The organism is Streptomyces sp. NPDC001480 (assembly GCF_042894725.1).
In the GTDB taxonomy this organism is placed as follows: Bacteria; Actinomycetota; Actinomycetes; order Streptomycetales; family Streptomycetaceae; genus Streptomyces.
Map to the genome: position 1 here is coordinate 238,563 of NZ_JBIAVX010000004.1, position 15,244 is coordinate 253,806.

The following is a 15,244-nucleotide window of genomic DNA, read 5'->3' on the forward strand; positions in this document are numbered from 1 at the left end:
CGAACTTGCGGCCGAGTTGACTTCGAGCCACCTCGGCCGCAGCGTTGCGGCCCTGTCAGGGAGGCACCCCCAAATGAACGCAACCATGCGTCGAGTCGTGATCGGGACCGCGGCGGTCTCGATGGCCCTGTCGATGGCCGCCTGTGGCAAGGCCGGCGACAAGAAGGACGACTCCGGCAGCAGCTCCTCCGGCGGCGGCAGCAAGACCATCGGTCTGCTGCTTCCCGACAGCGTCACCGCGCGTTACGAGAAGTTCGACCACCCGCTCTTCGACGCGAAGGTCAAGGAGCTCTGCGCCGACTGCAAGGTCGAGTACGCGAACGCCGCCGGTGACGCCGCCAAGCAGGCCCAGCAGGTGAGCAGCATGATCACCAAGGGTGTCAAGGTCATCGTGATCAGCGCCCAGGACTCGGCCGCCATCAAGTCCTCCATCCAGACCGCCGTCAACAAGGGCATCAAGGTCGTCGCGTACGACCGCCTCGCCCAGGGCCCGGTCTCCGCGTACGTCTCCTTCGACAACGTCAAGGTGGGCGAGCTCCAGGGCCAGGCGCTGGTCGACGCGCTCGGCTCCAAGGCCAAGAAGTCGAAGATCGTCATGATCAACGGTGACGACGCCGACCCGAACGCCGGTCAGTTCAAGGAGGGCGCGCACAAGGCCCTCGACGGCAAGGTCGACATCGCCTACGAGCAGTCCGGCCTGTGGAAGGACTCCGTCGCCGCGCAGAAGATGAAGGCCGCCATCACGCAGCTGGGCGCCAAGAAGATCGCGGGCGTCTACTCCGCCAACGACGGCATGGCCGGTGGTATCGCCACCACCCTCAAGGGCGCCGGCATCAGCGGCATCCCGCTGACCGGTCAGGACGCGGAGCTCGCGGGTATCCAGCGCATCATCGCGGGCACCCAGTCCAGCACGGTCTACAAGGCGTTCAAGCCCGAGGCCGACGCCGCCGCCCAGCTCGCGGTCAACCTGCTCGAGGGCAAGGACATCAAGTCCCTGGCCACCACCACGCAGACCAGCAAGTCCGGCGACAAGGTGCCCTCGCAGCTGCTGACCCCGGTGTCGGTCACCAAGGCCAACATCAAGGACACGGTCCTCAAGGACAAGGTCTACACCGTCCAGGACATCTGCACCGCCGAGTTCGCCAAGGCCTGCAAGGCCGCCGGCCTCCAGTAGTCACCCGCTCGCAGGAGTGACCCACCGCCGGTACCGGCCGCCCCCGGGCGGCCGGTGACAGCCCGGCGAAACCGCGAAACTCCTCCGGCGCCCGCCCCGGCCTACATACCCCGCTGCCGGGCGGGCGTCGGACGGACCCGTTGCCAAGGGCAGCGGATTCGCGCATGTTCATCTTGTTGACCACGTGCATTCGCACGTCCCTCCGCGCCTGTCCCCCAAGCGCGGCATCCCCGCCGGTCAGGCGGCGAAGGAGATGGTTCACGTGTCCGCTACGCCCGTGCTGGCGTTGCGCGGAGTCTCCAAGCGATTCGGTGCGGTCCAGGCCCTCACCGACGTCGAGCTGGAGGTCCACGCCGGAGAAGTGGTCGCCCTGGTGGGCGACAACGGCGCAGGTAAGTCCACCCTGGTCAAGACGATCGCGGGTGTCCACCCCATCGATGAGGGCGTCATCGAATGGGAGGGCAACCCGGTCAGCATCAGCAAGCCGCACGACGCCCAGGGGCTCGGCGTCGCGACGGTCTACCAGGACCTCGCGCTGTGCGACAACCTCGACGTGGTGGGCAACCTCTTCCTCGGGCGCGAGCTGCTGCACCGGGGCGTCATCGACGAGGTGTCGATGGAGAAGCAGGCCCGTGAGCTGCTGAGCACGCTCTCGATCCGCATCCCGAGCGTCCGCATCCCGATCGCCAGCCTCTCCGGCGGTCAGCGCCAGGTCGTGGCCATCGCGCGCGCCCTGATCGGTGACCCGAAGGTGGTCATCCTCGACGAGCCCACCGCCGCCCTCGGTGTCGAGCAGACCGCGCAGGTCCTCGACCTGGTCGAGCGGCTGCGCGAGCGCAACCTCGGCGTCATCCTCATCAGCCACAACATGGCGGACGTCAAGGCCGTCGCGGACACCGTCGCCGTGCTGCGCCTGGGCAAGAACAACGGCTCCTTCTCCGTGAAGGACACCAGCCACGAAGAGATCATCGCCGCGATCACCGGTGCCACGGACAACGCCGTGACCCGTCGTGCGGGGCGTCGCACCGCGGAGGCGGCCAAGTGAGCGAGACGTCGAACACCGTGAAGAAGGACCCGGAGCCCGTCGTGTCCAAGGACACCGTCGCCTCCGTCGAGGACCCCACGTCCGCTGCCGTCCCCGTCGTCGACCCGCGCCTGCTGGTCCGCGAGGAGGGCTTCAAGGGCTACATCACCGAGTTCAAGCGGAAGATCAAGGGCGGCGAGCTGGGCTCGCTGCCGGTCGTCATCGGCCTGATCATCATCTGGACCATCTTCCAGGCGAAGAACGACCGCTTCCTCAGCGCCGACAACCTCTCCAGCATCAGCTACTTCCTCTCGGCCACCGGCATGCTCGCCATCGGCCTGGTGTTCGTGCTGCTGCTCGGCGAGATCGACCTCTCCGTCGGCTCGGTCAGCGGTCTGGCGTCCACGGTGTTCGCCGTGTTCGTCGTCAACCACGGCATGAACGAATGGCTGGCGCTCGTCCTCACGATCGTCACCGGCATCGGCATCGGCGCGCTGCACGGCTGGTTCTTCGCCAAGATAGGCGTACCCGCGTTCGTCGTGACACTGGCCGGCTTCCTCGGCTGGAACGGTCTGATGTTGTGGCTGCTGGGCGACAGCGGCACGATCAACATCCCGGCCGACTCCGGCCCGGTGCACCTCCTCGGCCAGAGCTCCTTCTTCATGGACCAGGCCATCATCGGCGCCTACCTGCTGGCCGGCCTCGGCGTAGTGCTGACGGCCGTGGGCTCGTTCAACGAGCAGCGCCGCCGCCGCGCGGCCGGTGTGCCCTTCCGGCCCACCAGCGAGATCCTCATCCGCGTCGGTCTGCTCGCTGTCGCGTCCTTCGTCGCCGCGGCCGTGCTGAACAACGCCGAGGGTGTCTCCAACGCGCTGGTGATCTTCCTCGCGGCGCTGGTCGTCGTCGACTTCGTGCTGCGCCGCACGACCTACGGCCGCAAGGTCTTCGCGGTCGGTGGCGGCATCGAGGCGGCCCGCCGTGCCGGTATCAGCGTGCCGATGGTCCGTATCACCGTGTTCGCCATCTCCGGCGGGTTCGCCGCGATCGGCGGCATGTTCTTCGCGGGCCAGACCGCGAGCGCGACGCTGAACGCGGGTGGCGGCAACACCCTGATGCTCGCCATCGCGGCGGCCGTCATCGGCGGTACGAGCCTCTTCGGTGGCCGTGGGTCGGTGTGGTCCGCGCTGCTGGGCATGCTGGTGATCCAGTCGATCCAGACGGGTCTGGACCTGCTGAACATGAACACGTCGATCCAGTACATGATCACCGGTGCGGTGCTGCTGGGTGCGGTGGTCATCGACTCGGTGTCGCGTCGCAGCCAGAAGGCCGCCGGCCGTGCGTAAACGGTTCGCCTAGTCGCCGTAGGGGTGCGGTGGTTCTGCGGGTGCCGGATCCGTTGTGGCTGGTCGCGCAGTTCCCCGCGCCCCTGGCGGCGTTGCGGTCCCGCCCCTTGCGAAGTATCCCCGCGTCCTTTTCGGGCGCTCCAGTTGCCCGGTGCCCTCAAGGTGCCGGGCACTGTCGTGTCTTGGGGGCGTGTCAGATGGGTACCGCCCTTCGCGTGACGCATCACGCACCGCCCGGACGCCGTGCGCAACATCGGAACATTAGACTCGACGAGCCCGGCAACAGCTCGATCAGCTTTTACTGCAAGGAGGCACGGGTGCCGCTGCTGACCCGCATCAGGGGACCGCGCGATCTGGACCGGCTCAGCCTGGAGGAGCTGGACCAGCTGGCAGAGGAGATCCGGACCTTCCTCGTCGACGCCGTCTCCAAGACCGGCGGCCACCTCGGCCCCAACCTGGGCGTGGTGGAGCTCACCATCGCCCTGCACCGTGTCTTCGAATCCCCGAAGGACAAGGTGCTGTGGGACACCGGGCACCAGTCCTACGTGCACAAGCTGCTCACCGGTCGGCAGGACTTCTCCAGGCTGAAGATGAAGGGCGGCCTGTCGGGCTACCCCTCGCAGGCCGAGTCCGAGCACGACGTCATCGAGAACAGCCACGCCTCGACGGTCCTCGGCTGGGCCGACGGCCTCGCGAAGGCCAACCAGATCCTCGAACGCGACAGCCACGTCGTCGCGGTCATCGGTGACGGCGCGCTGACCGGCGGCATGGCCTGGGAGGCGCTCAACAACATCGCCGAGGCCAAGGACCGCCCGCTCGTCATCGTCGTCAACGACAACGAGCGGTCGTACGCGCCGACCATCGGCGGTCTCGCCAACCACCTGGCCACGCTGCGGACGACCGACGGGTACGAGCGCTTCCTCGCGCGGACCAAGGAGATCCTCGACCGGACCCCGGTCGTCGGAAAGCCGCTGTACGAGACGCTGCACGGCGCCAAGAAGGGGCTCAAGGACTTCATTGCCCCACAGGGCATGTTCGAGGACCTCGGACTGAAGTACGTCGGCCCCATCGACGGCCACGACATCGAGGCACTGGAGTCCGCGCTGGCCCGGGCCAAGCGCTTCGGCGGCCCGGTGATCGTGCACTGCCTCACCGAGAAGGGCCGCGGCTACCAGCCCGCCCTCCAGGACGAGGCCGACCGCTTCCACGCCGTCGGCAAGATCCACCCGGACACCGGTCTGCCCATCGCCAGCTCCGGCGCCGACTGGACCTCGGTCTTCGGCGACGAGATGGTCAGGCTGGGCGAGGAGCGGGGGGACATCGTCGCCATCACGGCCGCGATGCTCCAGCCGGTCGGCCTCGACAAGTTCGCCAAGGCCTTCCCCGAGCGGGTGTTCGACGTCGGCATCGCCGAGCAGCACGGCGCGGTGTCCGCGGCCGGCCTCGCCACCGGCGGTCTGCACCCGGTCTTCGCGGTGTACGCCACCTTCCTCAACCGTGCCTTCGACCAGGTGCTGATGGACGTCGCCCTGCACAAGTGCGGTGTGACGTTCGTACTGGACCGGGCCGGTGTCACCGGTACCGACGGCGCCTCGCACAACGGCATGTGGGACATGTCGATCCTCCAGGTCGTGCCGGGGCTCCGGCTGGCCGCGCCGCGCGACGCCGACCAGGTGCGCGCCCAGCTGCGCGAGGCCGTCGAGGTCACGGACGCGCCGACCGTGGTCCGCTTCTCCAAAGGCGCAGTCGGCCCCGCCGTCCCGGCCGTCGGCCGCGTCGGCGGCATGGACGTGCTGCGCGAGCCCGGCACCGACCGGCCCGACGTGCTGCTCGTCTCCGTCGGCGCCCTGGCCCCCATGTGCCTGGAGATCGCCGGCCTGCTCGACCGGCAGGGCATCACCACCACCGTCGTCGACCCGCGCTGGGTCAAGCCCGTCGACGAGGCCATGGCCCCGCTCGCCGAGCGCCACCGCGTGGTCGTCACCGTCGAGGACAACAGCCGCGCGGGCGGTGTCGGCTCGGCGATCGCCCAGGCCCTGCGGGACGCCGGCGTCGACGTGCCGCTGCGCGACTTCGGCATCCCGCCGCGCTTCCTCGACCACGCCTCCCGTGCCGAGGTGATGACCGAGATCGGGCTGACCGCCCCCGACATCGCCCGTCAGGTCACCGGCCTGGTCTCGAAGCTGGACGGCAGGTTCGACCGCCCCGCCGCCGAGGTCGACTCGGTGGAGCCCGCGCGCGACTAGGCAGCACGGACCAGTCACGGCCGAGGGCCGGTTCCCCGCCTTCCCGGTGGCGGAACCGGCTCTTTTGCGTGAACCTGCCTTTGTCGGGGCATACGCATCCCCAGCCCTCTCGATCATGTCGAGGACGACGAGCGTGTGGGAGGTAGGCCCGTGAGCAGCACCCTCTTCCGTACGAAGAAGGTCGAACAGTCGATCCTCGACACGGAGGAACCCGAACACGCGCTCAGAAAGTCCCTGTCCGCGCTCGACCTCACCGTCTTCGGTGTCGGCGTCATCATCGGCACCGGCATCTTCGTCCTGACCGGAGCCGCGGCCAAGAACACCGCGGGCCCCGCCGTCTCCCTGGCCTTCGTCGCGGCCGGCGTCGTCTGCGCGCTCGCCGCCCTGTGCTACGCCGAGTTCGCCTCCACGGTGCCGGTCGCGGGCTCCGCCTACACCTTCTCCTACGCCTCGCTCGGCGAGCTCCCCGCCTGGATCATCGGCTGGGACCTGGTGCTGGAGCTGGCGCTCGGTACGGCGGTGGTGGCCGTCGGATGGTCCGGCTACATCCACTCGCTGCTGGACAACGCCGGCTGGCATCTGCCCGCGGTGCTCAGCGGCAGGGACACCAACCCCGGTTTCGGCTTCGACATCCTCGCCGCCGCCCTCGTGCTGGTGCTCACCGCCATCCTCGTCCTCGGCATGAAGCTCTCCGCGCGGGTCACCTCGGTCGTCGTCGCCATCAAGGTGGCCGTCGTCCTCGTCGTCATCATCGCGGGTGCCTTCTTCGTCAACAGCTCCAACTACCACCCGTTCATCCCGAAGTCGCAGCCCGTGGCGGCGGGCGGCAACCTCCAGGCACCGCTGATCCAGCTGATGTTCGGCTGGGCGCCCTCCAACTTCGGCGTCATGGGCATCTTCACCGCGGCCTCGGTCGTGTTCTTCGCGTTCATCGGCTTCGACGTCGTGGCCACCGCCGCCGAGGAGACCCGCAACCCGCAGCGCGACGTCCCGCGCGGCATCCTCGGCTCCCTGATCATCTGCACCGCGCTGTACGTCGCCGTGTCGATCGTCGTGACCGGCATGCAGAAGTACAGCGCGCTCTCCGTGGACGCGCCGCTCGCCGACGCCTTCAAGGCCACCGGGCACCCGTGGTACGCGGGCCTGATCAGCTTCGGTGCCGCCATCGGGCTGACCACCGTCTGCATGATCCTGCTGCTCGGCCAGTCCCGGATCTTCTTCGCGATGAGCCGTGACGGACTGCTGCCCCGGTTCTTCTCCCACACCCATCCGAGGTTCCGCACCCCGTACCGGCCGACCATCCTGCTCGGCGTGGTCATCGCCGTCGTCGCAGGGTTCACCAGCCTCAGCCAGCTCGCCGAACTGGTGAACATCGGCACGCTCTTCGCCTTCGTCGTCGTCGCGATCAGCGTGGTCATCCTGCGCCGGACCCGCCCCGACCTGCCGAGGTCCTTCCGGACCCCGCTGGTGCCCCTCATCCCGATCCTGTCGGTGTGCGCGTCGCTGTGGCTGATGGTGAACCTGCCGGCCGAGACCTGGCTCCGGTTCGCCATCTGGATGGCGGTCGGCTTCGTCGTGTACTTCCTGTACAGCCGCTCGCACAGCCGCCTCGGCCGGCGCGCGGAGACCACCGCCGACGAGGTGGCGCACCCGAACGGGAACACGCCCTGACCGACACCTCGCCGCTCTCGTCCTGATCCGTACCGTATGTCCTGCCCTGTCGGAGGCCGCGGCTCCGGATAGCGTGCCGTGCATGGTCGCCGCGCCGTTCGCCCCGCCACGGTCCGCAGTCGCCCGCCCGGGGTACTGGACGCGGCTGCTGCCCCTGCTGGCCGCGCTGGCCTGCGTCACCAGGGTCCCCTCCTTCGCCCGGCCGCTGTGGAACCCGGACGAGGGCTATCTCGCCGTGCAGGCCCGGATACTGGCGCACGGCGGCCGGCTGTACGAGACGGTCGTGGACCGCAAGCCGCCGCTCGTGCCGTGGCTGTACGAGGCCGCCTTCGCGGTCCACGGCTCTGCGACGCTCACCCCGGTCCGGGTGCTCGCGGTCCTCGCGCAGCTGCTCACCGCGGCACTGCTGGCCTCGCTGGCCCGGCGGCGCTGGGGCGACCGGGCGGGCCGTACGGCCGGGGTGCTGTACCTGCTGGTCTCCGTCGGGCTCAACCCCGAGGACGCGCAGGCCGCCGGCTTCGAGGTGTTCATGCTGCCCTGCACGGCCGCCGCCATGTGGTGCGCGGACCGCCGCCGCTGGGGCGCCGCCGGGCTGGCCGTGGCCTGTGCCTTCCTCGCCAAGCAGACCGGCGGGGCGGTGCTGGTGCCGGTGGCCTGGCTGCTGCACCGGTACGGCACCCCGCGCACCGCGCTGCCACGACTCGCCGCCGGGCTGACCCTGCCGGTGCTGGGCGCCGCCCTGGTCACCGACCCGGCGGGCTTCCTGTTCTGGACGGTCACCGGCTCGGGGGCGTACGCCTCCTTCACCGGCTCCGAACTCCACGTCCTCGTCCGGGGCCTGACCAACACGGCGATCCTGGGCATCGCCTGCGCGGGCCTGGTCCCGCCGGTGGTGCGGGCGAGGCGCATGGCCCGCACGGGACCGGCGGACCTGTGGCTGTGGGCGGCCTCCTCGGCGGCGGCGGTGGTACTCGGCTTCCACTTCTTCGGCCACTACTACCTGCAACTCATCCCGCCGCTCGTCCTGTCGGCGACGGCCGCGCTGCGGCACCTGCCCCCTGCCCGGCTGACCGCCGCCGTCCTCACCTCGGCCGGCTGCTGCGCCCTGTTCCTCACCTGGGGCCTGCTCGCGCCCCGGCCCGAGCTCGCCCATGCCCAGCGTCTCGCCGCCGCCGTCGACCGGCGCACCGGGCCCGCCGACCGTGTCCTGCTGTGGGGCATACACCCGGAGACGTACTGGCTCGCCGACCGCGCCCCCGCCAGCCGCTACCTCACCGCGGGCCTCCTCACCAACTACAGCGGCGGCCGGGACGGCCCCCAGGTCGGCGAGAAGTACGCCGTCGCGGGTGCCTGGCCCGTCTTCCGCGCGGAGCTGGCCGCCCACGCCCCGGCCCTGGTGGTCGACGACTCCCGCGGCAAGCCGTACGCCCCCCACCGCGTACCGGCCCTCGAACGACTGCTCGCGGCCCGCTACGAGCCGGTGCAGAAGGTGGACGGGGCGGTGCTGTACGCCAGGGTGACGGGGGAGTAGCGCGGGGCCCGGCCGCGGTCTGCCGCGCAAGCCCGAAGCCCGCCGGCCTTCGACCGGGATGCGCACCGGCCCGGCGACGCCCGCGGCAGCGGGGCTGCTGTTCGGCGGGCGCCGGGGCCGTCCTCCGGGCGGAGGACGGAAACTGCCAGAGGGGCCCTGGCCGAGCACCGTCCGCGGCCGGTTCGTACGCCCGGGGCAGCGGGGCTGCTGCTCGGCGGGCGCCGGGGGCGTCCTCCGGGCGGGGGACGGAAACCGCCAGACCGCGGCCCTGCACGAGAACTGTCCGCAGCCGGTCTGTACGCCCGGGTCAGGGGGCGCGGGGCCCGGCCGGGCCCGACCGTCAGACGGGCCCGCCGAGCACCGTCCGCGGGCCCGTGACCTCCGCCCCCAACTCGGTGACCCGGGCCCTCAGTTCCCGGTCGGCCGTGACGACCAGCCTGGGGCGGTGCGGGTCCTGGGCGACCAGCTCGACGATCCGGTCGTCGCCGCTGCCGGGCGCCGAGTCCACCCGTACACCGGGCACGGACTCCACACCACGGGCCGCCCCCTCGACCACCAGCAGGATCTCCACCGGGCTCGGACGGCCGGGCAGCCCCTGCTCGGCCAGCCGGTCACGCAGCCGTTCGGCGGCCCCCTTCCGGTCCCGCCACCAGCCGTCGGGCACCGACCCGACGACATTCGCGGCGTCGACGATCACCAGCACGGGGGCTTCCGCTTCCATGCGACCAGGGTCCCACGGCCACCGCCCGGCGAGGGGCCGGTCCACGACGGCCGACCGCCCCGGCTTAAAGTGAACCGGTGAACGGCGACTGGCTCCTACGCGGCTCGGACGGCCGCCTCAGCGTCTACCTCCCGTCCGGCGACGCCGTCCTGTGCCGGGCGGAGCGCGCACCCGGTGGCCCCTGGGGCACCCCGCGCAAAGTGGGCGGCGACCAGAAGCTGCACCCCGTCCTCGCCGTGGGGCAGGGCGCCGACGGCTACGCCCACCTGGTCTCCTGGCGGCCCACCACCAACGGCGAGTCGGGTCTCGTGCACTCCACGCACTTCCGCCCGCTCCTGGCCGCCCTGGACTGGAACCCCGTCGGCCATCCCGACAAGAAGGGCGAGCGCACCGGCACCCCCGCCGTCGCCGTCGACGCGCAGGGCCGCGCCCATGTCTTCGTACGCAACAAAGGCGGCGGGGTGAGCATGCTCGCCCAGAAGGAGAAGGGCGGCTGGGAGCCCTGGCGCGACATCGAGGGCCGGGACGTCCAGGGCGGACCGGTGGCGGTGACGGGGGAGTCCGGGCGGGTGGAGGCGTACGCGGCCGTCCCGGGCGGCATCCTGCGCTGGCACCAGGAGGAGCCCGGGAGACAGCCGGTGCTGGAGGAGACGGTGAAGGCCGCCGTCCGGCCCGGCACCCTCCACGCGCTGGCCACCTCCCCCGAGAGCACCACGGTCTTCTACACCGACGACGCGGGCGACCTGTGCGCCTGGCGCCCCGGCGGCGAGCCCGTCGCCCTGCTGCCGTCGGCCGGGTCCGGGCCGGTCACCGCGGTCCGCTGCGACCTCGACGGGCACGACTGCACCCTGCTGGCCCAGCGTTCGGCGAGCGGTCGGGTGGCGTTCGCCGCGTATCCCACGCAGGAGGAGTCGGCGGGCGCCTGGTGGACGGAGTCCGGCCCGCGGCTCCCGGTCGACGCGCTGGTGTCCCTCGCGGTCGACGCCGACGACCGGGTGGTCGCGGCAACGTTGTCCCCCTCCACCGGCCAACTCCTCCTCACCCGCCGCAAGGACGAGCCGGGGCTGGCGCTGGAGGCGTGGCGGGAGATCTGAGCGGCCGCCGCCCGCCCGGCGCGCCGTGGGCACGGCCAGCGCCCGCGTCGCTGACACGGCCGTCGCCCGTACGGCGCGCCGCCGACACAGCCAGCGCCCGCACGACCCGCGTCCGCGTGCCCCCCACGCCCGCCGCCCCTCAGGGCGTACGCCCGCCCCGCGCCGGGGACTTCCGCGCCGACGCCGGGATGGTCTCGTCCTTCCGCAGCGCCCGCCACAGCTGGTCCGCCCGGGGCTGGGCGGCCACGACCCGGTTGGGGTCCTGGGTGTCGTAGCGCACCGGGAGCATGATCGTCTCCATGCCGGCCGGGTCGATGCCGTTCACGCTGCGGCCGAACTCGGCGAGTTTGGTGAGGGAGGCGAGCCCGGAGTCGGTGGTCAGCGACGCGGTGAGTTCGTCGGCGATCGTGTAGGCCTTGGCGGGGCTGCCCAGCAGGTCCTGGTGCTTGATCTCGGTGAGCAGGGCCATGAGGAACTTCTGCTGGAGCCCGATGCGTCCGAGGTCGCTGCCGTCTCCGATGCCGTGCCGGGTGCGGACGAACTGGAGGGCCTGAGTGCCGTTCAGCCGGTGGGTGCCGGCGGTGATGTCCAGACCGCTGGAGGTGTCGTGGATGTCCTGGCCGACGGTGACGGTCACGCCGCCTATCGCGTCCACGAGGTCCTTGAAGCCCGCGAAGTCGATCTCCATGAAGTGGTCCATCCGCACCCCGGACATCTGCTCCACCGTCTTGACGACACAGGCCGGACCGGCCAGCGAGTAGACGGAGTTGAACATCACGCGCTTCGCCCCGGCCAGCTTCGTCCCGTCCCGTCCGGTGCACTCGGGCCGGGTCACCAGGGTGTCGCGGGGAATGCTGACCGCGACGGCCCGCTCGCGGCCCTCGGGTATGTGGACGACCAGCGCGGTGTCCGAACGCGCCCCGGAGACATGGCCGGTGCCGAGCGCGGCGTTGGCGCCGGCCCGCGAGTCCGAGCCGAGGACCAGCAGGTTCTGACCGGACGTCGGCAGCCTCGGCGGCCGGTCGTCACCGATGGCCTTGTCGAGGTCGACACCCTTGATGTTGGAGTCGAGGTCGCGGTAGAGCCAGTAGCCCGTCGCGCCCGCGGCTGTGATCAGTACCACGGCACAGCCCGCGATCCAGCGCGCGACGCGCCGCCGCCGGCGACGAGGCGGCGGGGGGCCGGCCGGCGCATCCGCCGGCTCATGTCTCGATCCGCTGCTGGTGCCCGGCTCCGTCGGGGCATGCGTCATGACCGGTTCCTTCCTCAACTCACCTGTTCGATGCCGTGGTTCGCACGTGGGCAGGGCACGAGTGGGGGAGGGACCGGGCCTGCGCGGCTCTGACGCCGTGGCGTGCCCGAACTATAGACCCACGGAACGTCTGTTTTTCGCCATGTGGACGCTCGGTTGACAGCCAAGTGAATGTACGGTGAAGATATGCGCGGCTTTGAACATTAAACTATTGCCGCACGGAACCTACCGGATTCGTCCGGAGTGTTCCGACGGTCGCGAACCCGGGTCTGGGGACGAGGGGGGTGCGTGACCGAGGGGGCTCACCCGTCCTCGACGGGTGAGGAGCAAGGGGGGTGGCTGTGGTCGTGTGCGCCTCGGGCGGCGGCTCGACAGCCGTGTCCGGCAGCCTGCTGCCGCGTGGACGTGGATGGTGCGGAAGTCAGTTGAGTGGGAACAATCCCGAGGCGAGCGCGCTCGTGTCGACATATCGGTCGCTCGTGCCGGTGGGAGCCCGGCGTCAGATCGTCCGGCGGGTGCCGCGCCCGTTGCGCGCCGCGGTGATGCGCTCGCTGACCGCCGCCGACGCCGCGCGCTCCGCCCTGGTGGCAGGGGCGCTCGGCAACGGGCGCCGCGCCGGCGTCCGGCACACTCCCGCCGGTCCGCAGCGGGTCCTACCCGTCGACGGCAGGCACCGCTGGGCCGTCGAGGTCCCCGGGATCACCGCCTGGGCCGCTCGGGCGCGGAACCTGCACATCCTGGTCACCCTGCTGGAAGAGGCCGGGATCGACTACTTCTGTGTGCGTGGCACCGCGTCGGCCAGCCCCTGCGTGGCGGTGCCCGAGCGCCTGCGGTCCGACGTGGAGGACATGCTGCGGACCGCCTGCGGGCACCACCCCGGCTACGTCGGTGGCGTCTCCCCGGGCCCGGTGCGGCCGGGCGCCTCGGCGGCGAGCTGGCGTGCCCTGCGCGCGCAGCCCGTGCTGCGCATGGCGTGGAACGTCTGCGACCCCACCGGGAACCTGGTCTTCGGCCGTGAGTACGGCTGTGACATCGAGTTCTGGGCCGAGCAGGAGGGCCGGCTCGTGGCACCCCGCCCGAACCGCGTGGTGGCCGAGGTCCCGGTGGACGCGGGGCGCTGCCGGGTCGAGCAGAAACGATTCAGCGCAGTGCCGGCCATGTACACCACCGGGCAGGCCCGCACCCTGCCGGAGTTCGCCGCCGCCCTGCCCGACGACCATCTCTTCCCGATCGACGTCGTCTACACCTGGGTCGACGACTCCGACCCCGTCTGGCGCGCCCGCAAGGAGGCGACCCGGCGGGTGCTCGAACGGGGCACCGGCGACGACACCCTGCACGAGCAGGCGGCGAACGACTCGCGCTACACCAGCCGTGACGAACTGCGGTACTCGCTGCGGTCGATCCACCAGTACGCACCCTGGGTGCGGACCATCTTCCTCGTCACCGCGGGGCAGGTGCCCTCCTGGCTCGACACCGCCTTTCCCGGGATCAGGGTCGTCGACCACAGCGAGATCTTCTCGGACCCGGCCGCGCTGCCGACGTTCAACTCCCACGCCATCGAGAGTCAGTTGCACCACATCCCAGAGCTCTCCGAGCACTTCCTCTACCTGAACGACGACGTCTTCCTCGGCCGGCCCGTACAGCCCGGCAAGTTCTTCCACCCCAACGGCCTGTCCAAGTCCTTCCGGTCGAACGCGCTGATCCCGTCGGGCCGCGCCGACTCCACGGACCTGCCGGTCAACGCCGCCGGCAAGAACAGCCGGGGACTCATCGCCCAGCAGTTCGGCACCGTCATCTCCCAGAAGATGAAGCACACCCCGCACGCCCTGCGCCGCAGCGTCCTGACGGAGATCGAGCAGGTCTACGCCCAGGCGCACCGGATCACCCAGCACTCCCGCTTCCGGTCACCGGGCGACGTACCCGTCGTCTCCTCGCTCTACCACTACTACGCGTACCACTCGGCACGCGCGACGGCCGGGGACATCCGGTACCAGTACATCGACCTCGCGGACGACCTCGCCCAGCGCCGCCTCAACACCCTGCTGGCCAGGCGCAACTACGACACCTTCTGCATGAACGACACCGTGACGGCCGCCGACCCGGCGGCCCAGGACCGCATGGTCGCGGACTTCCTGAACGCCTACTTCCCCGTACCGAGCCCCTACGAGCGCGCCACCGGAATACCCGCACCGCGGGTGGCCCCGGCCGCGGAGCTGGACGGTGCCCGGGTATGACCACCTCCACGGCGACCCCCGCCACCCTTGCCACCGAGCCGCACGGTCCGCGCAACCGGCTCGCGGCCCTGCGCCTGTGGCTGATGCTGCGCCTGTTCGTGCCGCTGCGCCAGGGCCGCACCGCGCGCCTGCGGTACGCGGCCGTCCTCGACGGCCAGACGGTCAACCTGCACGCCGTGCTGCCCCGCTCCGTCCGACCGCCCGACCGCGCCGACGTCGTACTGCGCCGCGGCCGCACACGGCATCTCGTCGAAGCACACGTCTACCAGGGCCCGGACGGCGAACTCCTCATGGACGCCGCGATCCTCATGGGGGCGGAACTCGGCGGCGTACCCGCCGGCCCCGGACGGTGGAAGCTCCGGCTGCGCACCTACACCGGGTCACGCAAGCGGTCCGTGGCCCTGCTGCTCCTCGAGCCGCCGGTGCCGTACGAGGGCCCCACCAAGCCCATGGACGCCTCCCCGGTCACCGGCGCACGCCACCGCGTCGGGCGCACGGCCACCGGCGCGGCCCGGATCGTCAGCTCGGCACCGAGGCCGGCCGTCGAGGTGGTCAAGGTGCACATGTCGCACGCCGGGGCCACCGTCGACTGCCGGGTGCTGGGCACCCGGGTGGACACCCCGTGGGCCGAGTTCGTCGCCGCCGGGCGCCGGATCCGCCAGCCCGTCCACCCGCTGGGGCCGGACACCTACCGGGCCGAGGTGCCGCTGGACCGGATGGAGCCGCGCTCCTCCAGACCGGAGCACTGGGACGTCGTGCTGTGCCAGGAGACCGGGCCGTCACTGCGGTTCGGCAGACGGCTCCACGACGTCCGCAACCCGCGGCGCGTCTTCGCCATGCCCAGCATGGCGATGACCCCGGCCGGCCGCACCCCGATGATCGTCCAACCGCGCTACACCCCCGCAGGCAACCTCCGGGTCACCTGCACGCGCATGCCCGAGGCAGACTGAACCC

Annotated in this window: 11 protein-coding genes; 9 read left to right on the plus strand and 2 right to left on the minus strand. The window is 71.3% G+C overall.

Annotated elements, in window-relative coordinates; translation table 11 throughout:
- The first annotated feature begins 73 nt into the window (after window positions 1-73).
- The 6 genes from ACFY01_RS11400 (at window position 74) to ACFY01_RS11425 (ending at window position 8,989) form a co-directional block, all read left to right on the plus strand.
- The gene (locus tag ACFY01_RS11400; RefSeq protein ID WP_390735460.1) at window positions 74-1,174 is read left to right on the plus strand and encodes a sugar ABC transporter substrate-binding protein; all 1,101 of its coding nucleotides are present in this window, start codon (window positions 74-76) and stop codon (window positions 1,172-1,174) included.
- Window positions 1,175-1,427: 253 nt separating this feature from the next.
- A complete protein-coding gene (locus tag ACFY01_RS11405) occupies window positions 1,428-2,219 on the plus strand; it encodes an ATP-binding cassette domain-containing protein (RefSeq protein WP_390735748.1) in 792 nt (263 codons plus the stop codon).
- Window positions 2,216-3,541 carry a sugar ABC transporter permease gene (locus ACFY01_RS11410; RefSeq protein ID WP_390735461.1) on the plus strand — a complete coding sequence of 442 codons (1,326 nt, stop codon included), beginning with the start codon at window positions 2,216-2,218 and terminating at the stop codon, window positions 3,539-3,541. Before ACFY01_RS11405 ends, ACFY01_RS11410 begins: the two co-directional genes overlap by 4 nt.
- Window positions 3,542-3,858: 317 nt before the next feature.
- Entirely contained in the window at window positions 3,859-5,787 is a 1,929-nt protein-coding gene (gene dxs, locus ACFY01_RS11415) for a 1-deoxy-D-xylulose-5-phosphate synthase (protein WP_390735462.1), read from the plus strand.
- Between the two features lie 150 nt (window positions 5,788-5,937).
- Window positions 5,938-7,458 carry an amino acid permease gene (locus ACFY01_RS11420; RefSeq protein WP_390735463.1) on the plus strand — a complete coding sequence of 507 codons (1,521 nt, stop codon included), beginning with the start codon at window positions 5,938-5,940 and terminating at the stop codon, window positions 7,456-7,458.
- A gap of 82 nt (window positions 7,459-7,540) precedes the next feature.
- Window positions 7,541-8,989 (plus strand): ArnT family glycosyltransferase, encoded by a 1,449-nt coding sequence (locus tag ACFY01_RS11425; protein ID WP_390735464.1) that lies wholly within the window; start codon window positions 7,541-7,543, stop codon window positions 8,987-8,989.
- A gap of 340 nt (window positions 8,990-9,329) precedes the next feature.
- Here the strand turns inward: ACFY01_RS11425 and ACFY01_RS11430 are convergent, their stop codons facing one another.
- The gene (locus tag ACFY01_RS11430; RefSeq protein WP_390735465.1) at window positions 9,330-9,710 is read right to left on the minus strand and encodes an NTP pyrophosphohydrolase; all 381 of its coding nucleotides are present in this window, start codon (window positions 9,708-9,710) and stop codon (window positions 9,330-9,332) included.
- 77 nt (window positions 9,711-9,787) lie between these two features.
- Here ACFY01_RS11430 and ACFY01_RS11435 point away from each other — a divergent pair, with 77 nt between their 5' ends.
- Entirely contained in the window at window positions 9,788-10,804 is a 1,017-nt protein-coding gene (locus tag ACFY01_RS11435) for a hypothetical protein (RefSeq protein WP_390735466.1), read from the plus strand.
- Between the two features lie 139 nt (window positions 10,805-10,943).
- Here the strand turns inward: ACFY01_RS11435 and ACFY01_RS11440 are convergent, their stop codons facing one another.
- Window positions 10,944-12,056, minus strand: a complete 1,113-nt coding sequence (locus tag ACFY01_RS11440; RefSeq protein WP_390735467.1) for an LCP family protein — start codon at window positions 12,054-12,056, stop codon at window positions 10,944-10,946.
- A gap of 542 nt (window positions 12,057-12,598) precedes the next feature.
- On the opposite strand from ACFY01_RS11440, the gene ACFY01_RS11445 reads away from it, so the two are divergent.
- Window positions 12,599-14,290, plus strand: a complete 1,692-nt coding sequence (locus ACFY01_RS11445; RefSeq protein ID WP_390735749.1) for a stealth family protein — start codon at window positions 12,599-12,601, stop codon at window positions 14,288-14,290.
- On the plus strand, window positions 14,287-15,240 hold the full coding sequence (locus ACFY01_RS11450; RefSeq protein ID WP_390735468.1) for a hypothetical protein: 954 nt from the start codon (window positions 14,287-14,289) through the stop codon (window positions 15,238-15,240). Before ACFY01_RS11445 ends, ACFY01_RS11450 begins: the two co-directional genes overlap by 4 nt.
- The last annotated feature ends 4 nt before the right edge of the window (window positions 15,241-15,244 follow it).